This window comes from Trinickia sp. HAY1-2D, assembly GCF_056754935.1.
The window spans coordinates 3,727,318-3,751,044 of the sequence record NZ_JBPGWX010000002.1; the positions used below are offsets into that span (position 1 = coordinate 3,727,318).

Sequence of the window (23,727 nt, forward strand, 5' to 3'; positions counted from 1 at the left end):
ACGCTTCTCGCACCGCGAAAACGAAGCTGAACGACGAACCACCAGAGAGCACACGACATGCAAACCAAACCGGTACTCGGTCTTGCCGAAATCGACGACCTCCTCGCCGCCGCCCGCAGCGAAGCGCAACGTCACGGCTGGGCCGTCAGCATCGCGCTCGTCGACGACGGCGGCCATCCGCTCGGCCTCGTAAGGCTCGACGGCGCATCGCCATCGAGCGCTTACCTCGCCACCGAAAAGGCCCGCACCGCGGCGCTCGGGCGGCGCGAATCGAAGCTTTACGAAGACATGATCAATGGCGGACGCGTCGCTTTTCTCAGCGCGCCGATCAGCGCGACGCTCGAAGGCGGCGTGCCTATCCTCGTGAATGGGCAATGCGTCGGCGCGCTCGGCGTGTCGGGCGTCAAGTCCGATCAGGACGCGCAAGTCGCCAAGGCCGGCGCCGCGCGCCTCGCAGCCTGAGCCGTTTCCCTCTTCTCAACGTATCAGCAAGTCAACCCGCATACTGACCGACCGACCATGGACAATCCGATCGACCATCACGGGCTGCGCGTCGCCCCAGCGCTCAGCCGCTTCATCGAAGACGAGGCGATGCCCGGCACGGACCTCGATGCCGCCGCGTTCTGGCAAGGCTTTTCGGCGCTCGTGCACGAGTTGGCGCCGAAAAACCGCGCGCTCGTCGCCGAACGCGAACGCCTTCAGACGGCGCTCGACGAATGGCACCGCTCGCATCCCGGCCCGGTGCGCGATCTCGCGACGTACCGCGCGTTTCTCGAGCAGATCGGCTATCTCGCGCCGCTGCCGCCGCATTTTCAGATCGGCACAGCCGGCGTCGACGAGGAGATCTCGGAGCAGGCTGGCCCGCAACTGGTCGTGCCCCTTTCGAACGCGCGTTACGCACTGAACGCGGCAAACGCCCGCTGGGGCAGCCTCTACGATGCCCTCTACGGCACCGATGCGCTGCCCGAAGACGGCGGGGCGACGCGCTCGGGTGCCTATAACCCCGTGCGCGGCGCAAAGGTGATAGCGTACGCTCGCACGTTTCTCGATCAGGTGGCTCCGCTCGCGAACGGCTCGCACCGCGATGTAACGCGCTATGCCGTACGGGATGGCCAGTTGAGCACGGAAACAGCCAAGGGCGTCACGTCTCTCGCCGAGCCGGCGCTGTTCGTCGGCTATCAGGGCGAGCCCGAATCGCCTTCCGCCATTCTGCTCAAGCACAACGGACTGCACGTCGAAATCCAGATCGATGCCGACGCACCCATCGGCCGCACGGACCCAGCGCATGTCAATGACGTCGTGCTCGAAGCGGCGGTCACGACGATCATCGATTGCGAGGATTCGGTCGCGGCCGTCGATGCCGAAGACAAAGTCCTGCTCTATCGCAACTGGCTCGGCCTGATGCAAGGCACGCTGACCGAGTCCGTCTCGAAGGGCGGCACCACGTTCACGCGCCGGCTCAATGCGGATCGCAGCTATTGCGCGCCCGATGGCGGCACGCTCGCGCTGCATGGCCGCTCGCTGCTGTTCGTGCGCAACGTGGGCCATCTGATGACGAACGGGGCGGTGCTCGATCGCGACGGAAACGAGATTCCCGAGGGCATCCTCGACGCTGTCGTGACCACGCTGTGCGCGCTGCACGACCGCCAGCGCAAGACGAATTCGCGCACCGGCGCGATCTATATCGTCAAGCCGAAGATGCACGGGCCTGCCGAAGTGGCGTTCGCCAACGAGCTGTTCGATCGCGTGGAAGACCTCTACGGTTTGCCGCGTCATACGATCAAGATGGGCATCATGGACGAGGAACGCCGCACGAGCCTGAATCTCGCCGCGTGCATCGCTGCAGCCAGCGGCCGCGTCGCGTTCATCAACACCGGCTTTCTCGACCGCACGGGCGACGAAATTCATACCGGCATGGAAGCGGGGCCGATGCTGCGCAAGGGCGATATGAAGAGCTCGAAGTGGATCGCCGCGTACGAGCGCCATAACGTACTCGTCGGCATTGCCTGCGGGCTGCGCGGTCGCGCGCAAATCGGCAAGGGGATGTGGGCGATGCCCGATCTGATGCGCGCCATGCTCGAACAAAAGGCCGCTCAACTGCGCGCGGGTGCGAATACGGCATGGGTGCCTTCGCCTACCGCAGCGACGCTTCACGCGCTGCACTATCACGAGGTCGATGTGCAGGCCGTCCAGCGATCGCTCGAAGGGGTCGATTACGCGAGCGAGCGCGACGCGTTGCTCGAAGGGTTACTGACCGTTCCAGTCGTCGAAAAAGCCGCGTGGTCCGAAGACGAGCTTCGCAACGAAGTCGAAAACAATGCACAAGGCATCCTGGGCTACGTCGTGCGATGGATCGATCAAGGGGTCGGCTGCTCCAAGGTGCCTGACATCCACAATATCGGCTTGATGGAGGATCGCGCGACGCTGCGCATCTCGAGCCAGCACATTGCCAACTGGCTCCATCATGGCGTCGTCGACCGATCGTTCGTCGAGGAAACGTTCCGCCGGATGGCCGTCGTCGTGGACAAGCAAAACGCCGGCGATCCGAACTACCGGCCGATGGCGCCCGAATATGACGCGTCGGTGGCGTTCGAGGCCGCTTGCGCACTCGCGCTGCAAGGCCGGCAGCAGCCGAGCGGGTATACCGAACCGCTGTTGCATAACTTCCGGCTCGAGTACAAACGCCGTCTGAAGCAGCATTGACCAGACCGTCCATCGGTCGGCCTGCCGCCCGCGCCTCGCGATATGGGGCGACGCGCGGGCGCGCGAAACCGGACAGGCCCGTATCGGCTGGGGCGGCTGGCTGCAATACCGTCTACATGACGCTCTATCACAAGTCCTGCGCGGCGATCTGGTAATTCCTACGCTGCCACAATAACCGCGCTCTTACGCATCTTCGTAGTAGGCGGCCTCATTGGCCGCCTTTTTCTCGCCCCCAAGAATTGTTACAAAAATCTCACGATGGGGACCCGCGGATTACCTAAAGTGCATTTGCTGTTCCCGGCGAGGTCGGGCTCGCCCTGAAACGGCAGTCCGTCCCAGTCGCGGCACTCATGCCGTGGCTGGACGACGCGGCGACCGACGCGCTGGCGTTTCCAGCGCTTGCGGCCCTGCGGCAGTTGAAGCGGTAGTGTGTTTGGCGAGCAAAAAAGCACAATGACGTGAGGCACGCCGAGGATGCAATCGTCGAAACTCGGACGAACGGGGCGCAGGACTTGCCACGTCGTGCGTTTTTGTAGCGGCACCTCCGGCTGGCTGACGCGGGTCGCATCGAGAGGGGTGTCTTCCATGCGACTCAAATACAAGCCTCGTACGTTCATTCGCGCCATTCCGGCTGCGGTGGTGATGGCAGCGGCCTCGGCTGCGGCCGCGGCGGCAACCGTCGATCCGGTGGTGGTATCCGGCCCGAGTCCATTCGCCTCGTGCACGATCGGTGGCCCGGGCACCAGCTACGTCAACGCGGAAGTGGAACCCTGGGTGGCGGTCAATCCGGCCAATCCGTCGAATGTGATCGGTGCCTGGCAACAGGACCGCTGGTCCAATGGCGGTGCGCGCGGCCTCGTCGCCGGTTATTCGTTCGACGGCGGCCAAACCTGGGCGCAGACGAATCTTCCGTTCTCCGCCTGCGCCGGCGGCCTCGGCTACGAGCGCGCGTCCGATCCGTGGGTTTCCATCGGTCCCGACGGAACGGCTTATAGCGTGTCGATCTCGTTCAATCAATCGAACAACAATAATGCAGTCGCCGCGGCCGTTTCGAAAGATGGCGGAAAGACATGGGGCAATCTGAGCGTGATCATTGCCGATAACGAGCCGTCGCTGCAATTTTTCAACGATAAAGAGTCGGTCACGGCCAATCCGACGAAAGCCGGCGTGGCTTATGCCGTATGGGATCGGCTCGAGCTGCCCAACGGCAATCCGTACGCGAACTTGCATACGACGGCCTATCGCGGGCCAGCGCTCTTTTCGAAGACGGTAGACGGCGGACTCACCTGGAGTTCACCTGCCCAGATCGTCACGGTGCCGTCGCGGCAACAGACGATCGGCAACCAGATCGTCGTCGATCCACGCAACGGCACGCTCTATGATTTCTTCGATCTGATTACCTCGCCTTCGAACGGCACCCCGTATAACGTCGCGTTCATCAAGTCGACCGATGATGGCGCGACGTGGACGAAGCCGCGACTCATTGCCGATCTGCGCACGGTGGACGTCGTCGATCCGAACACGAACGAGCCGTTGCGCACGGGCGATATCATCCCCGAGCCGGCGATCGATCCGGCGACGGGTCAGCTCTACGTCGTCTGGCAAGACGCGCGCTTCAGCGGCGGGCAGTACGACGAGATCGCGATCTCGACATCGACCGATGGCGGCGCAACATGGAGCGCTCCCGCGCGCGTGAATACCCCGACGGGGCGGCTCGCGTTCAACCCGGCTGTCCGCGTCAATTCGTCGGGCACCGTCGCCGTGACGTATTACGACTTGCGCAATTTGGCGGCCGGCAACACGACGACGCTACCGACCGACTATTGGCAGACGACGTCGACCAATGGCGGAGCAAGTTTCGGGAATGAAGTGCATCTGGCGGGATCGTTCGATCTGAAGCTCGCGCCGTTCGCGGAAGGGTATTTCGTCGGCGACTACGAAGGACTCGACGCGCGGGGAACCTCGTTCTTGCCGTTCTTCGTGCGGACCAATACGACCACGGCCAATCCCACGGATGTAATCGCAGCACCCTGAACCGCATGTTGACCTGCAGCGGCCGCTGAGATAGCGGCCGCTGCCGAGCGAACGACGTCCCTCCGCCCCCGTTGCCTGCCAACTCTCGCTCGTAATTGTTATAATCCGCTCATACCGCCGATATAAAAATAACGCCCTCTTATCGGTGCCCATGACGAATACGACGGCAGCGGCCCAGACCCACGCTCCTATGCTCAAGACCGAACGCCTGCGCTCGCTCGCCGACGCGCTCGCCAAGCACAATGTCATGCGTCTGCGCGACGCAGCTTCGCTGCTCGGCGTTTCCGAAATGACGGTGCGTCGCGATATTGCCGCGAATCCCGAGCGCTTTACCTATCTCGGCGGCTATATCGTCAGTGCGGTCAACGTGCCGAATGCGGCGGGCTACTCGCTCGAACAGGAAAAGGACCACTTCGCCCAAGCCAAGGCACAAGCTTCGGCGCATGCGGCCGCGCTGATCGCCGATCACGAGACGATCTTCATCGATTGCGGCACGACACTGGCTTCGCTCGCCCGGCTGATACCGGCCACGATGCACGTTACCGTCGTCTGCTATTCGCTCAACGTTGCCGAGATTCTGCGGCGCATGCCGAACGTACGCATGATCCTTCTGGGCGGCGTCTACGTGCCCTCCTCCGACTCGTTCACGGGCGACGAAAGTCTGGAGATGCTGCGCCGCATGGGGATCAACAAGGCATTCATTTCGGCAGGCGGCATCGATGAGACGCGCGGAGTCACCTGCTGGAATTTCCACGAAGTCGCGCTGAAGCAAGCGGCGATGGATAACTCGGTCGAGCGGCACCTCGTGGCCGATTCGAGCAAATTCGGCATCGTCAAAGCCGTGCGCTTTTCGCAGCTCGGCGATTTCGATTCGATCATCACCGAAAAAGGCCAGACGCTGCGCAAGCGCAAGGCTTGACGCATGCGGTGAGCGGGACGCCGCGCACCGCGTCCCGTCAACCGCGCCGGCGCAGTACGAAAAGCGTCCCGGCGATCAGGATGAACGCGCCGACGATGACCTTCTGCCACGTACTCGGCACGCCAATCAGAATCAGCACATTGTTGATGAGCGTCACGAGCACGACGCCGAGCAGCGTCCCGATGACAGTACCGCTGCCCCCCGTGATGCGGGCACCGCCGAGAATGACCGCCGCGATCACATCGAGCTCGGAGCCTACGAGGTCGAACGGATTCGCAATCCGATTGTTCGATACGTGCAGAATGCCGGCGATGCCGGCGAGAAAACCGGTATAGCCGAACACGAACAGATGCACGGCCCGCAGGTTGTAGCCGAGCCGCTCGGCAATGGCGAGGCTCCCGCCCATCGCATAGACCGCTCGCCCCATCATCGTCCGGTTGAGCAGCCACCACGTCGCGAGCGCCGCAACGACCAGCGCGATCACCGAGATCGGCAGCACCGCATGCAATCCGTCGGCCGTCCGATAGGCCATGAGCGGTATGCGGCCGAAGCGGTCCATGCTGTGCGGAATGTTCATGAAGAACGTCGTGCCGACGAAAGTCAGCAAGACACCGCGGTAAAGATACTGCGTGCCGATCGTCACGATCAGCGACGGCGCCTTCAACCGATAGACGAGTACGCCGTTGAGCAACCCGAGCAGCACGCCGCCGATAGCGCCTGTCGCCAGGATCAACGCAAACGGCGCGTCGGGCCACCACGCGAATACGGCCTTCGTAATGGCATACATCGTCAGCGCGCCGATGGCGGTGAACGACACGTCGATGCCGCCGGAGGCGAGCACGACGAGCGTGCCGAGCGCGAACAGCGACATCGTCGTAGCCGAATGCAGCATGTCGAACAACGTCGCCCATTGCAAAAAGCGCGGATTGAGCGAGGTCACGACGACACAAGTCACCGCGATCAACGCGGCAGTGAACCACTCGGGGTTGCGCGCGAGGCGCGCACGCCAGCTCGCCGCCCGCGCCTTGCGGGACAGCTCCAGTGCGTTCGTGTTGGGGGTACTCATCGTTTGATTGATGCTCATACTGGCTCCGCCTGCGCCGGCCCCGCTTCCGCCAACAGCGCCTGATACAGCGCCGCCTCGGTCAGCCCTTCGGCACGATATTCCCCCGCAATGCGGCCTTTTTTCATCATCAGGATTCGATCGCAATTGAGCAGCAACTCCGGCAGATCGTCGCTGATCAGCAAGATGCCGATGCCGCGCTGCGAAAGCCGCTGCATGATCCGGTAGATGATGTCCTTCGATCCGACGTCCACGCCGACCGTCGGCCCATGCAGGATCAGCACATGAGGATCGATCGCAAGCCAGCGGCCGATCAGCACGCGCTGCTGGTTGCCGCCCGAGAGCGACTGCACAGGCTTGTCGATGTCGGGCGTGGCGATCTGAAGTTCCTTCACCGTATCGACGGCCAATGCGCGCGAGCGCTTGCGGTCGATCTGGCCGAAACGGTCGCGCAAGCTCGAAATCATCGCCGTGATGACGTTTTCGCGAATCGACTTGTCGAGAAAGAGCCCTTCGCTCAAGCGGTCTTCCGGTACATAGCCGATCCGGTGCCGCTTGGCATCGGCCGGCGTCGAAAGCGTCACGCGCCGGCCTTCGAGCGTGACGGTGCCCGTATCGGCGGGGCTCACGCCCGCGAGCGCGCGCGCAAGCTCGTTGCGCCCCGAGTCGAGCAAACCGGTCACGCCGAGAATCTCGCCGCGATGCAGCGCGAACGAGACCTGACGAAACTGCTCGCGCCGCCCGAGTTCTTGCACGTCGAGGACCACCTCCGCGTGCGAGTCGGCCGCATCGCGATAGCGCTCTTCCGAAAGCTTGCGCCCCGTCATGAGCTCCGAGAGCTGCGCCTTCGAGTAATCGGCGATCGGGCCTTGCGCGACCTTCTGCCCGTCGCGCATCACGATGACCTCGCCGCCGATCGCAAAACATTCGTCGAGCTTGTGGCTCACGAACAGTACCGTGACGCCTTGCGCGCGCAGCGTCTCGAGCACCTCGATCAGATTGGCGACTTCCTTTTGCGTCAGCGACGTCGTCGGCTCGTCCATGATGACGAACTTCGCTTCGCTCGCGATCGCGCGAGCGATCGCAACGAGCTGGCGCGTCGCGAGCGGCAGCTGTTCGATCAGCGTGCGCTGGAATTCGGCGTCGCTGGGCAGACCCACTGCTTCGAGCGCGCGCCGCGCCGTCGAAAACAGCACGCGCCGGTCGAACGTGCGGGCGAGCCGGCCATCGTGCTCGGCGAGCTCGGCCGTGAGGGCCACGTTTTCCGCCACGCTGAGATTCGGCAGCAGCGAGAGATCCTGATAGACGGTTTCGATACCGGCCGCGAGCGCCTGCAACGGCGAAAGCCGCGCATAGCGCGCGCCTTCGATCACGAGCTCGCCTTCGTCGGGCGGCTGCGCCCCCGAGATGATCTTGATGAGCGTGCTTTTGCCGCAACCGTTTTCGCCCAACAGGTGATAGATCTGGCCGCGCGCAAACGAAAGCGTCACCCCGCGCAGCGCATGCACACCGGTGAAGCGCTTGTGTACGCCTACGACTTGCAACAACGGCTCGCTGGCCTGGTGCTCATTCATCGTGATCCCGCTCGCAATCGAAACGACGAAGCGCGCCCGGCTGCTACTGCCGGGCGCGCGCCTCACGCGCCGATCAGAAGTTGTATTGCTTGTAGTTCGTCTTGTCGACGCTCACCCAACCCTGGCCGCGTGCGATGAGGCCCTTGCCCGGCCCCTTGCTGAAGACGACTTTCTCATAGCCGGGCATGCCGAGATTCAGCGTATCGCCGACTTTGAACGTCTTGCCGTCGACGAGCATCTTCGCGATCTTGTTCATCGCCTCGCCGGCCAGCTTCGGATCCCAGAACGCAATGCCGTTGATCGCGCCGCTTTCGAGGTACTTGCCGGCTTCGGCCGGCAACCCCGTGCCGAACACGCAGACCTTGCCCTGCAGGCCCGCTTCCTCCACGGCGCGCCCGATGCCGAGCACGTCGAGCGACGACGATCCCTGGAAGCCCTTGATGTCCGGATGCTTGCGCAGCACTTCCTTGGCCACTTCGTAGGCACGCGTGCCGTCGTTGTTGGTTTCGAGGTTGTGCTCGACGAGTTGCATCTTCGGATACTTCGCCTTCGCCTCGGCGATGCCGCCCTCGGCCCATTGCACCTGCGAGCGGCTGCCGAGCGAGCCGACGAGCGTCGCCCACTTGCCCTCGCTCTTCATGCAGCTGGCGAGCCTGTCATTGAGCGCGGCGCCGTACGCGGCGTTATCGAAGGCCTCGAGATCGACCATCGTGTTCTTGGCGTTGTCCGCCTCGTGCGTGACGACCTTGATGCCGCGATCCATCGCTTTTTTCAGCACCGGTTCGAGCGTCGGCGGGTCATAGGGGACGACTGCCAGCGCGCTCACCTTCTTGGCGATCAGGTCTTCGATGATCTTTGCCTGTTGGGCGGCGTCGGCACGGCCAGGACCGGTCTGGTACGCGTTCACGCCCGTCTCCTTGGCGAATTCCTTGACGCCGTCGTCCATGCGGTTGAACCAGCTGATGCCGGTCACTTTCACGACCGTGACGATCGTCTCGTTCGTCGCCGCTTGTGCCGCGAATACGATGCCGGCGCCGAGTGCGCATGCGGTGAGCGCGAGGCTCAATCGAATCGGTTTCATGCCGTGTGTCTCCTGTGTATTGTTCGCTCGATGCCCCTTGCTACCGCGGCGAACGCCCGAGGCCTTGGTGTTCGCCGACTGCTCGATCCGCTTCGTCCCTGCTGTCTTCATCCCCCGGGGCGAGGCGGCGTCTTGCCGCCGCGCGGCAGCGCGATGCCGAAAATCGCGCGTACGCGTTCGCCGCCCGCAAATGCCAGCGAGAGCAGCAGCAGAAATCCCCACGTACAGTCTCCGAAGAACTGCGACACGTTCATGAGGTTGAACAGGCTCGAGAGAAACTGCAGCACCGTCGCGGCAAAAAACACGCAGACGACGCGGCCGTACCCGCCCGCGGGATTCACGCCGCCCATCACCGCGATCAGAATCGCGATGAGCAGGTACGAGTTGCCGTAGTCCCACTTCGCGCTCATGGTGTGCGTCACGCTCACGAGACCCGCGAGCGAAGCCAGCAGGCCGCATAGCGTATAGGTGGCAATCAACATTCGCGCGTTCGGCACGCCCGCATAGAACGCGGCGCGCTGGTTGGTACCCATCAGATACAAGCGCAGTCCGAACGGCGTGCGCTTGAGCACCCAGCCCAGCACGAGCGCCGCGGCGAGAAAGATGCAAAACGAGATGGGCACCTGAAAGAACGTGCCGTTGCCGATGTCCGAAAGCGGCTCGATGTAATCGATGTGCACCGACGCGCCGTTGCTCAGCGCCACGGCCAAACCCGTGAAGACGAGTTGCGTGCCAAGCGTGCAAAGGATCGGCGTGAGCTTCAGACGAGCAATCACCAATCCGTTCAAAAAGCCCCCCGCAAGCCCCATCGTCACGACGATCGCGCAAAAGAGCGCGGTATAGAGCACCGGGGAATCGTCGCCGTTGACGAACTGCGGCACGACGAGTGCGGCGACCATGCCCGACAGGTTCGCAAGACCCACGCCCGAGAGATCGATGCCGCCGTTGCCGGAGAGCATCGACAGCATGATGCCGAACGCAAGCAGCCCGACCTCGGGCAACTGCGAGCCCATCGACTGCAGGTTGTCGATGCCGACGAACTGCCCGTGCGAAAACCCTACCGCGACAAGCACCACGAGCACGTTGACGCTCAATAGAAAGTTGAGCTGCCGGTCGGCGAACCACTGGGCGGGACGGATTGACGGCTTCATGTTGACGACATGCTCCTCCAAATCTTTTGCTCGGACCGTTCGCGTTTGCCGCGCGAAACCTGTTTCACGCGATGTTCGCGTCGCGCTCCGCCTCAGCCCGCGGCCGCAGCCGCACCGAGCAGCGCCTCGATTTCGGCGAGTCGCGGCATCGACGGTGCCGTGCCCGGGCGCGTGACCGAAATACCGGCGAGCGCACAGCCGAAGCGTATCGCCTCGACCGGATCGTCGCCGCGTGCGAGCGCGGCCGCGAAGCCGCCTGTGAAGCCATCGCCGGCACCGGCCGTCTCGATGACGGGTCCGCATCGGAACGCCGGCACGAAGACCGAGCGCGCATGCGAGTGCATGAGCGCGCCGGCCTCGCCAAGCGTCACGATGACCGCACCCGCACCCTTCGCGAGCAGCGCATCGGCCGCCTTGCGCGCATCGTCGCGCGAACGCACTTCGATGCCGGTCAGCGTGGTGGCCTCGGTCTCGTTCGGCGTGACATAGTCGCACAGCGCGAAGATATCGTCGGGCAGCGGCAGCGCCGGAGCCGGATTGAGCACCGTGGTCACGCCGTGGCGGCGCGCGATCTCGAGGCCGCGACGGGCGGCTGCCACCGGCTGCTCGAGCTGGGTCACGAAGACCTGAGCCGAAGCGATATCGGCTTCGATCGCGTCCGCATCGCCGGCATCCATCGTGCCGGCCGCGCCGGCCGCGACGATGATCGCATTGTGGCCCGTTCCCTCTTCGACGAAGATGTGCGCCGCGCCCGTTGCCATGCCCTCGACACCCGTGGCGCGCGCCACGATCCCCTCCGCCTGCCAGGTCGCGCGCGCGATGTCGCCGAACGCGTCGTTGCCCAACCGCGTGCAAAAGACGACCTCGGCACCGGCGCGCGCGGCGGCGACCGCCTGGTTCGAGCCTTTGCCGCCCGGACCCATTGCAAACGTCGAGCCGGCAATCGTCTCGCCGATGAGCGGCATGCGTGTCGCCCGGAACGCGAGGTCCGTCACATAGATGCCGAGGATGACGACGCGCCCGCCCATCATGCTGCCTTCGGGGCATCCCCGGAGGGGATTACCTGCGGGGCATCCGGCGCGAGAATCACGCCCTTGGCGAAAACGAAGCAGCCATAGCCGCGCAGCTCGCCCGTCGCAATGACGCAATAGGCCTTGCGCGCGCGGGCATAAAAAGCGTGACGCTCGATGGACGCGAACGGCACGCTGCGCCCCTCGGCGGCATCGACCTCCGCTTGCGCCTCGCGCTGCACGGCCGGCAGCGCCTGCGGATCGCCGACGACTTCCATGCGCATCGCGGGCGCCTCGACGTACGTGTCGAGCGGCAAGATCGACAGCACCGCGCGCACGGCTTGTGCCGAATCGGCGCCATCCATGCGCAACAGGCGGCCCAGCTTCGTATCGCGAGCCACTGAATCCGCGGGGAAATTGGCGTCGCAGATCACGACCTCGTCGCCGTGCCCCATTGCGCTCAGCGCGTAAAGAACATCCGGGTTCAACAGCGGGTTCAGATTCTTCAGCATCTCGTCTCCTGTCTCCTATCGCCTGACGATGCGAGGCATCGGCATTGTATTGCGCGCGCGTCGAGCGCGCCGCCGCGAATCAATCGCCGTAAGGTATCCAAATGTTCTTGACTTGCACAGCCTGGCGCAAGAACGGCAAACCCTCATTCATCGCATCGAACCAATCGATTTGCCGTCCGTAGTCGACAAATGTCCGTTTCAGGTTGCCGACCGATTCGCGCTCGACGAGCGTCGAATCGGCAGCCGGCCCGAAGCACCAGAGCGCGTCGACGTCGTCGTGCTTGGCCAGCGCGGGCAACAGTGCCGCGCGCGCGCCCGTGACGATGTTCAGCGCGCCGGCCGGCACGTCCGACGTTTCGACGACCTGATAGAAGTCCGTCGCCATCAGCGGGCAAGCCTCGCTCGGCAGCACGACGACGCGATTGCCGAGCGCAAGCGCCGGTGCCACGAGCGAGACGAACGCCGCCAGCGGCGCTTCGTCGGGACACGCTATGCCGATCACCCCGAGCGGCTCATGCATCGCCAAGGCCACGCCGCGCAGCGGCGGTGCATGTACGGCACCGTCGAATTTGTCGGCCCACGCGGCGTAGGTGAAAAGACGCGCGATCGATGTCTCGACTTCGCGCGACGCCTCCTGTCGCACTGCTCCGGTGCGGCGCGCGAGTTGCTGGGCGAACTCCTCGGCGCGCACGGCAAGGTTCTCCGCGAGATAGTAGAGCACCTGGCCCCGGCCATGCGCGCTCGTTTGCGACCACTTGCCCGCGCTACGCGCCGCCGCTACCGCATCGCGGATGTCCTTGCGGTTGCCGTCGCCGACTTCGCCGACGAAGGTACCGTCGGGCGCGTGAACTTCGCGCGAGTAGCCGCTGTCGGGCCGAACCTGCTTGCCGCCGATGTACAGCTTGGCCGTGCGGTCGATGCGCGCAATGGTGTCGTCGCGCTGGCCGACGACCCCGGCCGGCGATGTCGCGCGCGGTGCGGATTCGGCGCGCAATGGCAATCCGCGCCAGCCGGGCGGCTTCAAATACTCATAGATGCCCTCTTTGCCGCCCTCGCGCCCATAGCCCGATTCGCGATAACCGCCGAACCCGACGGCCGCATCGAAGAGATTCGTCGCATTGACCCACACCACGCCACAGGCAAGACGCGGCGCGATGTCGAGCGCGCGGCCGATCGTTTCGCTCCAGACGCTCGCGGCCAGCCCATAGCGCGAGTTGTTCGCGAGCTCGACCGCTTCGTCCGGCGTGCGAAAGCTCATGACCGTCAAGACGGGGCCGAAGATTTCCTCCTGCGCGAGTGTCGATGCGGGTGCGACGCCGGTCACCAGCGTCGGCGCATAAAAGACGCCGCGCGCCGGCAACTCGACTTCTCGCGGCTGCCAGATCGTGCAGCCTTCGCGCCGGCCCGTTTCGACGAGCGCCTCGATGCGCGCGAGCTGCACGCTGTCGACGATCGCGCCCATATCGATGCCCTTGTCGAGCGACGGGCCGACCCGTAGCGTCGCCATGCGGCGCTTGAGCTTGTCGATGAAACGCCGCTCGATGCCTTCTTGAACGAGCAGCCGCGAACCCGCGCAGCAGACTTGCCCCTGATTGAACCAGATGGCGTCGACAACGCCCTCGACGGCACCGTCGAGGTCCGCATCGTCGAAAACGATGAACGGCGATTTGCCGCCGAGTTCGAGCGTCAGCGACTTGCCGGAGCCCGCCGTGGCGGCGCGAATGAGTCGGCCGACTTCGGTCGACCCCGTGAAGGCGATCTTGTCGACGTCGCCATGCTCGACGAGGGCGGCACCCGTGCGTCCGTCGCCCGTGACCACATTGAGCACGCCATCGGGCAGACCGGCGCGCCGGGCCAGCTCCGCGAACAGCAGCGCCGTCAGCGGCGTGTATTCGGCCGGTTTCAGCACGACACAGTTACCGAGCGCGATGGCCGGTGCGATCTTCCACGCGAGCATCAAAAGCGGGAAGTTCCACGGCACGATCTGGCCGATCACGCCAAGCGGCGTGAAACCCGCGAATTCGGTGTCTTGCAACTGAGCCCAGCCCGCGTGATGCAGGAAGTGGCGTGCGACGAGCGGCACGTCGATATCGCGCGTCTCGCGAATCGGCTTGCCGTTGTCGAGCGCTTCGAGCACGGCAAAGAGACGGCTCTCGCGCTGCACCATCCGTGCAAGTGCGTAGAGGTAACGCGCGCGGCCCGCGCCGCCCAGCGCTTGCCAGCCCGGCTGTGCAGCGCGAGCGGCCGCGACGGCCGCATCGACATCGGCCGCATCGCCCTGGGCCACGCGCGCAAGCGTTTCGCCGCTCGCCGGCGCCAGCACATCGAATGTCTCGCCGGCCGACGGCGCGCGCCACGCGCCCCCGATGAAATGTCCGAACCGGCCCTCGTGTGCGGCAAGCCACGCACGCGCAGGCTGATCGTCCTCGGGTGCGGGACCGTAATCCATCGAAGCAAAGTACTCGGCTACGCTCATCGCAGTGCGCTCGGTCAGGCTAGAGGGTGTCGGTTGAAAGCGGAATAGCGGCCGCTGACGTGGTGTTCGAGCTGCCGCTCGATATCGGCCAGCAGGCTCGACGCGCCGATGCGAAACAGCGCGGGTTCGAGCCAGGGGCGGCCGAGTTCTTCCTTCATCAGAATTTGATACGCAAGTACCGATTTGGCCGTGGAGACCCCACCTGCCGGCTTGAAGCCGATGGCGAAGCCCGCTCGCTCCCCGTACTCGCGGATCATGCGCGTCATCACGAGCGAAACGTCGAGCGTGGCGTTCACGCCTTCCTTGCCCGTCGACGTCTTGATGAAGTCCGCACCGGCCATCATGCAGACCATCGAAGCCTTCGCCACGTTCGACAGCGTGCGGATGTCGCCCGTCGCCAAAATCGCCTTCAAGTGGGCCGCCCCGCATGCGGCGCGAAACTCGCGCACCTCGTCGTACAGCGCGCGCCAGTTGCCGGTCAGCACGTGCTCACGCGTCACGACGATGTCGATCTCCGCCGCGCCGTCGGCCACCGACGCTTCGATTTCCTTGAGCTTGAGCGGATGCGGGATCAGGCCGGCCGGAAAGCCCGTCGACACGGCCGCAACGGGAATGCCGCTCCCGGCCAGCGCGTCGACCGCGGCCGCGACGAAGCGGTGATAGACGCACACGGCGCCGGTTGTCAGCCGCGCGTCGCCCATGCCGAGCGCCTCGAGGAGGTCGTCGCGAATCGGCCGACGCGCCTTGGCGGCCAGACGCCGCACGCGCGCCTCCGTATCGTCGCCGGCGAGCGTCGTCAGATCGATGCAGGTCACGGCCTTCAGCAGCCATGCCGCCTGGGCGTCCTTCTTGACCGAGCGGCGAGTGCCGAGCGTCGCCGTGCGGCGCGCGACGGCCGATTGATTGACGCGCAGCGTGTCGAACCATGCCGCATCGAACGACACGCCCGCATTACGCGACGGATGAGGCGCCGCAGCGCCACGCAGCGCGACCACCGCCTGGGATGTAGCTTCTGACATGGAAAGATGCCTGAATGGTGCGCCACACAACGCGGCGTGAGCGCAGATTGGCAACCATCCTATATCAGGCGATACGATCGTGACAAGTGCTTGTGATGATTATCTCTACAAGCCTGTCTGATCGGTCCGCAACGCGTGCATCGATTCGCGCAGCGCGGGGTAGAGCGCCTTGTAGACGTCGAACCGTTGCGCGTAGATCGCGCGTCTGCCGGCGTCGGGCCGTGCGTGCTCCCGCAGCGTCACCCAGCCGCGTGCGGCGGCCTCTTCGGTCACGATTCCGGTACCGAGCGCCGCAAGCAGCGCCGCCCCTATGGCGGCCTCGACTTCCTGTTCGATCGTGTAGACCGGGTAGCCCGTCACGTCGGCGATGATCTGCATCCACAGATTCGAATGCGCGCCCCCGCCCACGACGATGAGCCGCTCGTCGAGCGACTGCGCGCCCCGCCGTCCCGCGTCGATGTTGTGCTGCAGCGCGAACGCCACGCCCTCCAGCACGGCACGGTAGAGGTGCGCGCGCGTATGGACGAGGTTGAGGCCGACGAATGCACCGCTCGCCTGCGGGTCCCAGATCGGACTGCGCTCGCCCATCAGATAAGGCAGAAACATCACGCCCTCGCAGCCGGCCGGCACTTCAGCGGCGGCGGTTTCGAGCAGTTGATGAGGGTCGCCGTGCGGCAGAGCGCGCGCCGCCTCGACCTCGGCCTGGCAGAACTGATCGCGATACCAGCTCACGCAAGCCCCCGCGCAGCTGGCCCCGCCGAAGATGTAGAGATCGCGCCGGCCATTGAGCACGTACGGCATGCTGACCAGGCCATGTCGCGCATCGACGGTCTGGTTGATATAGCCCCAACACATGCTTGTGCCAATCATCGCAACATGCTGGCCGGCCCGCGTGACACCGGCCGCCAGCGTGGCGATGGCCGCATCGACGCCGCCGGCAACGATCGGCATACCCGGCGCGAGCCCGAGCTCGGCGGCCCATGACGCCAACAAGCCGCCCACCGCTTCCGACGATTCGACGAGCCGCTGGGGCATCAGCGCAGCGGGGATGCCCAGCATGGCGAGCGCTTCGTCCGACCAGCTACGGCGCGCGACATCGTAGACGCCGCCGATGTTGCCGGCCGAGCTGTGATCGACGGCGAGCTCGCCGGTGAGCCGGTAGGCGATATAAGCGTTGGGGGGAAGAAAGTAGCGGGTCTGGTTCCAGACATCGGGCTTGTGCTCTCGCAGCCACAGCATTTTGGTAAAGCCGTAATAGCTGTCGACACCGTTGCCGGTGATGGCCCGCAAACGCTCGACATCGATATTGCGGCGTACCCATTCCACTTGATCGGTCGCGCGCCGATCCATCCAGATCAGGCAAGGATGAAGCGGACGAAATTCGTCATCGACGGGGATGCCCGACCCGCCGTACAGGCTGCTGATCGCCAACGCTTTGATGTCGCTTGCCGCGATGCCCTTCGCGCGCGCCTCGCGCGTGCAGGCCGCGATGCAAAGCACCGCTGCGTCGAACCAGACGTCGGGCCATTGTTCGGCCCACAGCGGTCGCGGTGTGTCGGGCCGGTAGCCATGCGCGTGCTGCGCGACGATGGCGCCGCGCGCGTCGACGAGGACAGCTTTCGTACTTTGCGTGCCGATATCGATGCCGATGACGTAATCCATGGCGGGACGTGTCTCCTTCGTTGTTTTCGCGCGCGACGAGCGCGCACGGTCCGCCCAGGTGCGAACAGTGCGTTTATAGGCCGATCGTCGGGGCGGTGCAACGTCTGGAGCGGGGCAACCGTCCAGGGCGCACTCGATAATGCCGTTCGCGCCCTGGCGCCCATGGCGACATGGACTGTCGGCGCCTTACTTCTCGCTCTTCTTCGGAATCTTGGCGCCGTGCTTGCGCGCCTGATTCAGTGCGATGGCAACGGCTTGCTTTTGCGGTTTGCCGTGCTTCATTTCGGTCTTGACGTTCTTCGAAACGTCTTCGCGGGACGTGCCCTTGCGTAGTGGCATGATGTCCTCCTGGATGGGTTGTCCATACTCGCTCGTCTTCGCGACGGCTTACTCGTATACAAGCAACGCCCATTCCACGCACAACCGGCACGCGCGCCGGCGAAGTGCCGACCGATGCTTCAGCCCTCGATGCGCCGGCGCGTCGTGCCCAGCAACTCGGCCATGGCCCGCCGCGCCCCATCGGCGTCGCGCTGCCGGATCGCCTCGAACACCGCCGAATGCTCGTCAAGCGACGCGTTGAACACCTCCGCGCGTTTCGCATTGAGCAGCAGCTGCGCTCCGAGCGTGCGGCCGATCAGCGGTCCGAGCGGCATCAGTAGCTCGTTGCTGCAAGCGGCCAGAATGCCGAGATGAAAACCGAGGTCGGCGCGTACCCATTCGTCGACGGTCCGCGCCGACACCATCGCGGCATGGGCGCGCTCGAGCGCGACGAGCGTCTCGCTCGTATGGGCGCGCGCCGCCAGTTCGGCCGCATAAGGCTCGACCATCTCGCGCATTTCCTGCAGCTTCAACGCGAAACTGAGCGGCGGCGCCACCTGCGAGTACCAATCGAGCAGATCCGCATCGAGCAGGTTCCAGGCATGGCGCGGCCGCACACGCGTACCGACCTTCGGCCGCGATTCCACGAGCCCTTTCGATGTCAGCGTGCGCAGCGCTTCGCGCAGCACGGTCCGGCTCACGCCGAACGAGCTCATCAACTCCGCCTCGCGCGGCAGGATCGATTCGGGCGCATAGTCGCCCCGCAAAATGCCTGTCGCCAGCAGGTAGGCGACGCGTCCGTGCAGATCGCGCTGGATGATGATTCTCCTTTCGAATGGCTTTCGCCGGCCGTTGCGATTCGCGGCCGTCGACCGCGATTATCGCGGGGCCTGCGCAAAGCGCAAGCCGCCGATCCGGGCAGGAAGTCGCCGCTATAAAAGTACTATTAATATTACTCTAAATAAAGTTGAGGTACGATACGGTTTTCGGCGCGATCGGACGGCGCCCGGCTGTCCGTCAGTCAGGCTGCCACCGCCCTGCACAGTCAAAGGAGGAGAGGGATCCATGAAAATCACCAAGCTCGAAACGTTCGTCGTGCCGCCGCGCTGGCTGTTTCTGAAGATCGAGACCGACGCAGGTATCGTCGGCTGGGGCGAGCCGGTCGTCGAAGGTCGGGCGCATACGGTTCAGACGGCGGTCGAGGAACTGGCCGATTACCTGATCGGCAAGGACCCGCTCGCCATCGAAGATCATTGGCAGGTGATGTATCGCGCCGGCTTTTACCGCGGCGGCCCGATCTCGATGAGCGCGATCGCAGGCATCGACCAGGCGCTCTGGGACATCAAAGGCAAGCACCATGGCGTGCCTGTCCACGCCCTGCTGGGCGGCCAGGTGCGAGACCGGATCAAGGTGTATTCGTGGATCGGCGGCGACCGCCCGAGCGATGTGGCGAACAACGCGCGCGCGGTAGTCGAGCGCGGCTTCAAAGCGCTCAAGATGAACGGCTCGGAGGAAGTGCAGATCGTCGATACCTTCGACAAAGTCGAACGCGTCATCGCGAATGTCGCGGCCGTGCGCGACGCGGTCGGCCCGCACGTGGGCATCGGCGTGGACTTCCACGGTCGTATTCACAAGCCGATGGCTAAGGTGCTCGCGAAAGAGCTCGATCCGTACAAGCTACTGTTCATCGAAGAGCCGGTACTCTCGGAAAACGCCGAAGCGCTGCGCGACATCGTGAACCAGACGAACACCCCGATCGCGCTCGGCGAGCGGCTCTATTCGCGCTGGGACTTCAAGCAGATTCTGCAAGGCGGCTACGTCGACATTCTCCAGCCGGACGCCTCGCACGCGGGCGGCATCAGCGAGTGCCGCAAGATCGCGACGATGGCCGAGGCCTATGACGTCGCGATCGCGCTGCACTGCCCGCTCGGCCCGATCGCGCTGGCGGCCTGCCTGCAACTCGATGCCGTCAGCTACAACGCATTCATTCAGGAGCAAAGCCTCGGCATCCACTACAACCAGGGCAACGACTTGCTCGATTACATCCGCAACCCCGAAGTCTTCAAGTACGAGGACGGTTTCGTCTCCATCCCACAAGGGCCCGGACTCGGTGTCGAAGTCGACGAGTCGAAGGTGCGCGAGATGGCGAAAGTAGGACATCGCTGGCGCAACCCGGTTTGGCGCCACGAGGATGGCAGCGTCGCCGAGTGGTAACCGCGAAGCGCGGCGCCGCACGGCGCCGCGCGATGCCGCGTAACGTTCGTTCAACGTTACGCCCCGTAACGGCACGCGCGTAACGCCCGCCGTTTCGGGCGCTCTCGGCCGATCAGGCAATCGCCCGGTCGCAGCCCGATTCATTGCTGCATAGGGCTTCGCGGTGGGCCGCCCCATCGATGCGAACGACTGGCCCGGCTCTTGCATATCTCCCCGCAAAACGACACATCAGGGAGAAACCGCCATGCATGACTCCGGGAACAGATGGCGGTCAGCGCGCTCGTGACGTTCGGCGTGCTGCGCGTTCTGGCCGCGGCGCTGCTCTGGCGCCGCGGCTGGGAAGCTGCATGGGCCGACAAGGCCGGTATCGCCGCGGCCCACGCCGCGACGCGGCTATCAGGTATGGCCGGGCGGTGTCAGCCCCAGCACCGCCGCGGTCACGAAGATCGCGATCATCACCAGTGCTTCGAGGTGTAGAACGTTGCGAAACGTATGCGCATCGAGCGTCGAAGCGCTGCGGCGCAGCCGCGGCAACGCCGACGTACGGTTGAGCGCCCCCAGCATGACGGCCAGCAGCACGAGCGCGAGCTTGAGCGTCAGCACGTGTCCCCAGGCAGTCCCGCGCAAGGCCGCAAACGAGCCTCCCAGTCCACGTTGTGCGCCGACCAGACCGGAGATCAACACGACGCAAAAAGCCACGAGCGATACGTTCGAGACCCGATCCGCAAGGCGGATCAGCGCGATACGCGTGATCGACGTGTCGAGCGCGGGCAGCACCACGAGCCCGCCGGCCAGCACCACGCCTCCCCAGACGGCCGTCGCCAGCACGTGAACCGCCTGCATCGCCCAGCCGAGCGAGGGCATGCCCGCATCGGCGGCATGCCCGATCGCAGCCGTGCCGGCCGCGCTGGCGAGCGCGCCGAGCCAGAACATCCCCACCCCGAAGCGCCCGCCGCGAGACAGGAGCGCCGCCATGAGCAGCCAGGCGGCGCCGACGAATGCAACGCACCAGGCATGTCCGACATGGGTCGTGCCGACGACATCCGGCAAAGCCGCCAAGCCGCCCGCTACGCCGGCACCCGTCATCGCACCGGCTTCATACAGCAACCAGCCGCCCTCCGCCAGCACGAGCGCGAACGCGGCGGCCATCAGCGACGCGCGCGCCCGATGCCAGGCGCCATGCGACGGCGCGATCCGCGCGAGCGCACCGTCCGCGGCAAGCCACCGCTCGAAAAGCGTCGAACCGATGGCAAATGCAAAGGCGACATGAACGAGCGCGGTCAGCGCGACTTGTCCGATCAGCAGGCCGGAAGCGTTCATCAGGACTGACGCTCCGTGAACACGAAGGGAGGATGCGGATGCCGGCCGGCAACTCGACTGGAACGGCGGGATCGGGTCATACGGGAATCGGGGAAGGATCGCTTCATCGGCAGGCAGGACAAACGAGGGGCTAACGAGAAAAAACCGGGGCGGCCGGCGCGCACGATGCCGCGCAAAGCGTGAATCGGTGGGCCGCGCCGGTCCGACGCAGCCGAGAGTGTACGCGAGCCGTGCGTATCGGAACGGAACGGGACCTTGGCGTGGCCGAACGGTGTATGCCGGGCAAGCCGGAGCGCATCGAATATGCGCGTCAAATTGTCGCGCCGCCGCATCAGGACGGATTTGCGTCGCCTGAGGCAAATAGCTCGTGACAGGCATCGATGATAGAATGCTGCGTCGCAACGCCGCGGGTCGCCGCTGCAAGTGTGGCAAACCCGAATAACTCGCCGAATAATTCGCCGAACAATTCGCCTCGAGCTGTAGGCCAGCTCGCAGCACCGCACCGGGCCGATCGAAGTCCGGCAGGTCCCCGAATAACGATGGAGTTACGCGTGTCTTCCAGACGCATTTTCCGCCCGCTACTCGCCCTCTTGCTGATCGGTGGTGCTGGCGTCGCAACGAGCGCACAAGCGCAAACCCAGCCGAAGGCCCCGGATACGATGGAACAGCGCGTGCAAGGCTGCACGGCGTGCCATGGCAGCCATGGGCAGGGCACCGATAACGACTACTTCCCGCGCCTCGCGGGTAAGCCGGCCGAGTATCTGTTCAATCAATTGCAAAATTTCCGCGAGGGCCGGCGCAAGTATCCGCCGATGAACTACCTCGTCACGTACCTCTCGGACGAATACCTGCACGAGATCGCCGATTACTTCTCGAAGCAGCGCCCGCCCTACCCGGCCCCCGCCAAGCCGACGGTCTCGCCGGAGACGCTCGCGCGCGGCAAGGAGATCGTGCTCAATGGCGATGCCTCGAAGAACATTCCCGCCTGCGCCGCCTGCCACGGCAAGAGCTTGACGGGCATGGAGCCGGCGATTCCGGGTCTCGTCGGACTGCACCAGGACTACATCAGCGCGCAGCTGGGCGCCTGGCGCAGTGGCACGCGCCACGCCAAAGCGCCCGATTGCATGCACGAGATCGCGACGCGCCTGACCGATGACGACGTCAACGCCGTCGCCGCCTGGCTTTCGACTCAGCCCGCCCCGAAAAACCCCGTTCCGGCTCCGGCCCGCTCGATGAAGACTCCGCTTGCCTGCGGTAGCGAACCGCAATAAGCGCGAGGAGAGACATACCCATGAAACGCAAGTCACTGTTCGCGCTGTCGGCTGTCGTCCTGACGGCCGCCGCGCTCGGCTCCGTCCTCTGGACGGGCAGCGATAACCTGCACAACGGCTCGGCCCAGGCAGCCACGCCGGCCGACCAGGCTGCGCTCGTGAAGCGCGGCGAATACCTTGCCCGCGCCGGCGATTGCATCGCATGCCACACCGTACGCGGCGGTCAGCAATTCGCGGGCGGCCTGCCGATGGCCACGCCGTTCGGCACGCTCTATACGCCGAACATCACCCCCGACGATCAATACGGTATCGGCAAGTGGTCGTCGGATGATTTCTATCGCGCCATGCACACGGGCCGCTCGAAGGACGGCAGCCTGCTCTACCCGGCTTTCCCGTTCGCGAGCTACACGAAGGTGACGCGCGAGGATTCGGACGCGATCTACGCCTACTTGCGCTCGGTGCCGCCGGCCTCCGTGCCGAGCCGTCCGCATGAACTGCGCTTTCCGTTCAACAATCGCAACCTGCTGATCGGCTGGCGTACGCTGTTTTTCCGCGAAGGCGTCTACAAGGACGATCCGACGAAGTCGGTCGAATGGAACCGCGGCGCGTATCTCGTCGAAGGCCTCGGCCACTGCTCGATGTGCCATACGTCGATCAACATGATGGGCGGCCCCGTCAATTCGGCCGCGTTCGCCGGCGGTCTGATTCCGCTGCAGAACTGGTACGCGCCGTCGCTCACCTCGAACAAGGAAGCGGGCCTCGGCGACTGGGACATCACGGACATCGCCAATCTGCTCAAGAACGGCGTGTCGCAGCGCGGCGCCGTGTTCGGTCCGATGGCAGAGGTCGTCCACAACAGCCTGCAGTACTTGTCGGATGAGGACGTCCGTGCGATGGCCACGTATCTGAAGACCATTCCGCAGAAGAAGGAAGCGCCCGAGACGATGCAGTACGAGACGTCGGAGAAGTTCGGCGGCGAACTCTTCGACCTGGGCAAGAAGGTCTACGGCGACAAATGCGCGACCTGCCATTCCGCAAACGGCCTCGGCAAGCCGCCGGCCTACCCGCCGCTCGCGAACAACCAATCGATCCAGATGCCGTCGGCGGTCAATCCGATCCGCATGGTGCTCAATGGTGGTTATCCGCCGAGCACGGGTGCCAACCCGAAACCGTACGGCATGCCGCCGTTCGCGCAAGCGCTGACGAATCAGGAAGTCGCAGCCGTCGTGACGTACATCCGTCAGTCGTGGGGCAACAAGGGCTCTGCGATTTCGCCGCAGCAAGTGACGGATCTTCGCTCGGCGCCGCTCGATTGAGCACATGAACCACAAAGGGCGCGGCCATGCGGATTACCGCGGCCGCGCCCTTCGCATTTCCGGCGAAGCCAACCGGCTCCGCCG

At 64.9% G+C, this 23,727-nt stretch carries 20 protein-coding genes; 7 read left to right on the forward strand and 13 right to left on the reverse strand.

Going from position 1 to position 23,727, the window contains the following annotated elements; all coding sequences use genetic code 11:
* Positions 1 to 57 precede the first annotated feature (57 nt).
* Positions 58 to 462: a heme-binding protein gene (locus tag ACR9ZC_RS24380; protein ID WP_331569494.1), complete on the forward strand. Its 405-nt coding sequence runs from the start codon at positions 58 to 60 to the stop codon at positions 460 to 462.
* 57 nt (positions 463 to 519) lie between these two features.
* A complete protein-coding gene (locus tag ACR9ZC_RS24385) occupies positions 520 to 2,703 on the forward strand; it encodes a malate synthase G (protein WP_481582231.1) in 2,184 nt (727 codons plus the stop codon).
* Between the two features lie 242 nt (positions 2,704 to 2,945).
* Here ACR9ZC_RS24385 and ACR9ZC_RS24390 read toward each other — a convergent pair whose 3' ends face one another.
* Positions 2,946 to 3,290, reverse strand: a complete 345-nt coding sequence (locus tag ACR9ZC_RS24390) for a hypothetical protein (protein WP_481582232.1) — start codon at positions 3,288 to 3,290, stop codon at positions 2,946 to 2,948.
* Between the two features lie 55 nt (positions 3,291 to 3,345).
* Between ACR9ZC_RS24390 and ACR9ZC_RS24395 the strand changes: the two genes are divergently transcribed.
* Both ACR9ZC_RS24395 and ACR9ZC_RS24400 read left to right on the forward strand, forming a co-directional pair.
* Entirely contained in the window at positions 3,346 to 4,737 is a 1,392-nt protein-coding gene (locus tag ACR9ZC_RS24395) for a sialidase family protein (RefSeq protein WP_481582760.1), read from the forward strand.
* 190 nt (positions 4,738 to 4,927) lie between these two features.
* A complete protein-coding gene (locus ACR9ZC_RS24400) occupies positions 4,928 to 5,656 on the forward strand; it encodes a DeoR/GlpR family DNA-binding transcription regulator (protein WP_481582233.1) in 729 nt (242 codons plus the stop codon).
* Between the two features lie 37 nt (positions 5,657 to 5,693).
* Here the strand turns inward: ACR9ZC_RS24400 and ACR9ZC_RS24405 are convergent, their stop codons facing one another.
* The 11 genes from ACR9ZC_RS24405 to ACR9ZC_RS24455 form a co-directional block, all read right to left on the reverse strand.
* Complete coding sequence (locus ACR9ZC_RS24405) at positions 5,694 to 6,740, reverse strand: ABC transporter permease (protein WP_481582234.1); 1,047 nt, start codon at positions 6,738 to 6,740, stop codon at positions 5,694 to 5,696.
* Positions 6,737 to 8,293 (reverse strand): sugar ABC transporter ATP-binding protein, encoded by a 1,557-nt coding sequence (locus ACR9ZC_RS24410; RefSeq protein WP_331569504.1) that lies wholly within the window; start codon positions 8,291 to 8,293, stop codon positions 6,737 to 6,739. The genes ACR9ZC_RS24405 and ACR9ZC_RS24410 overlap by 4 nt, the downstream gene beginning before the upstream one ends.
* A 73-nt stretch (positions 8,294 to 8,366) precedes the next feature.
* Entirely contained in the window at positions 8,367 to 9,374 is a 1,008-nt protein-coding gene (locus ACR9ZC_RS24415; protein WP_331569506.1) for an autoinducer 2 ABC transporter substrate-binding protein, read from the reverse strand.
* Between the two features lie 107 nt (positions 9,375 to 9,481).
* Positions 9,482 to 10,525 (reverse strand): ABC transporter permease, encoded by a 1,044-nt coding sequence (locus ACR9ZC_RS24420; protein ID WP_440560009.1) that lies wholly within the window; start codon positions 10,523 to 10,525, stop codon positions 9,482 to 9,484.
* 92 nt (positions 10,526 to 10,617) lie between these two features.
* Positions 10,618 to 11,553, reverse strand: a complete 936-nt coding sequence (rbsK, locus tag ACR9ZC_RS24425) for a ribokinase (protein WP_481582761.1) — start codon at positions 11,551 to 11,553, stop codon at positions 10,618 to 10,620.
* Positions 11,553 to 12,047, reverse strand: a complete 495-nt coding sequence (locus ACR9ZC_RS24430) for an RbsD/FucU family protein (protein ID WP_481582235.1) — start codon at positions 12,045 to 12,047, stop codon at positions 11,553 to 11,555. Before ACR9ZC_RS24430 ends, rbsK begins: the two co-directional genes overlap by 1 nt.
* Before the next feature lie 79 nt (positions 12,048 to 12,126).
* On the reverse strand, positions 12,127 to 14,523 hold the full coding sequence (locus ACR9ZC_RS24435) for an aldehyde dehydrogenase family protein (protein ID WP_481582236.1): 2,397 nt from the start codon (positions 14,521 to 14,523) through the stop codon (positions 12,127 to 12,129).
* A gap of 14 nt (positions 14,524 to 14,537) precedes the next feature.
* Complete coding sequence (gene deoC / locus ACR9ZC_RS24440) at positions 14,538 to 15,542, reverse strand: deoxyribose-phosphate aldolase (protein WP_481582237.1); 1,005 nt, start codon at positions 15,540 to 15,542, stop codon at positions 14,538 to 14,540.
* A 105-nt stretch (positions 15,543 to 15,647) separates the two neighbouring features.
* Positions 15,648 to 17,204 (reverse strand): FGGY-family carbohydrate kinase, encoded by a 1,557-nt coding sequence (locus ACR9ZC_RS24445; RefSeq protein WP_481582238.1) that lies wholly within the window; start codon positions 17,202 to 17,204, stop codon positions 15,648 to 15,650.
* Positions 17,205 to 17,390: 186 nt separating this feature from the next.
* Complete coding sequence (locus tag ACR9ZC_RS24450) at positions 17,391 to 17,543, reverse strand: DUF6496 domain-containing protein (protein ID WP_331569517.1); 153 nt, start codon at positions 17,541 to 17,543, stop codon at positions 17,391 to 17,393.
* Between the two features lie 119 nt (positions 17,544 to 17,662).
* The gene (locus ACR9ZC_RS24455) at positions 17,663 to 18,343 is read right to left on the reverse strand and encodes a FadR/GntR family transcriptional regulator (protein WP_481582762.1); all 681 of its coding nucleotides are present in this window, start codon (positions 18,341 to 18,343) and stop codon (positions 17,663 to 17,665) included.
* Between the two features lie 244 nt (positions 18,344 to 18,587).
* Between ACR9ZC_RS24455 and dgoD the strand changes: the two genes are divergently transcribed.
* Positions 18,588 to 19,736 (forward strand): galactonate dehydratase, encoded by a 1,149-nt coding sequence (gene dgoD / locus ACR9ZC_RS24460; protein ID WP_481582239.1) that lies wholly within the window; start codon positions 18,588 to 18,590, stop codon positions 19,734 to 19,736.
* 396 nt (positions 19,737 to 20,132) lie between these two features.
* On the opposite strand, the gene ACR9ZC_RS24465 is transcribed toward dgoD, so the two are convergent.
* Complete coding sequence (locus ACR9ZC_RS24465) at positions 20,133 to 21,056, reverse strand: CopD family protein (protein ID WP_481582240.1); 924 nt, start codon at positions 21,054 to 21,056, stop codon at positions 20,133 to 20,135.
* A 539-nt stretch (positions 21,057 to 21,595) separates the two neighbouring features.
* Here ACR9ZC_RS24465 and ACR9ZC_RS24470 point away from each other — a divergent pair.
* Both ACR9ZC_RS24470 and ACR9ZC_RS24475 read left to right on the forward strand, forming a co-directional pair.
* A complete protein-coding gene (locus ACR9ZC_RS24470; RefSeq protein ID WP_331569525.1) occupies positions 21,596 to 22,327 on the forward strand; it encodes a c-type cytochrome in 732 nt (243 codons plus the stop codon).
* A 20-nt stretch (positions 22,328 to 22,347) separates the two neighbouring features.
* The gene (locus ACR9ZC_RS24475) at positions 22,348 to 23,643 is read left to right on the forward strand and encodes a c-type cytochrome (protein WP_481582241.1); all 1,296 of its coding nucleotides are present in this window, start codon (positions 22,348 to 22,350) and stop codon (positions 23,641 to 23,643) included.
* Positions 23,644 to 23,727: the final 84 nt, after the last annotated feature.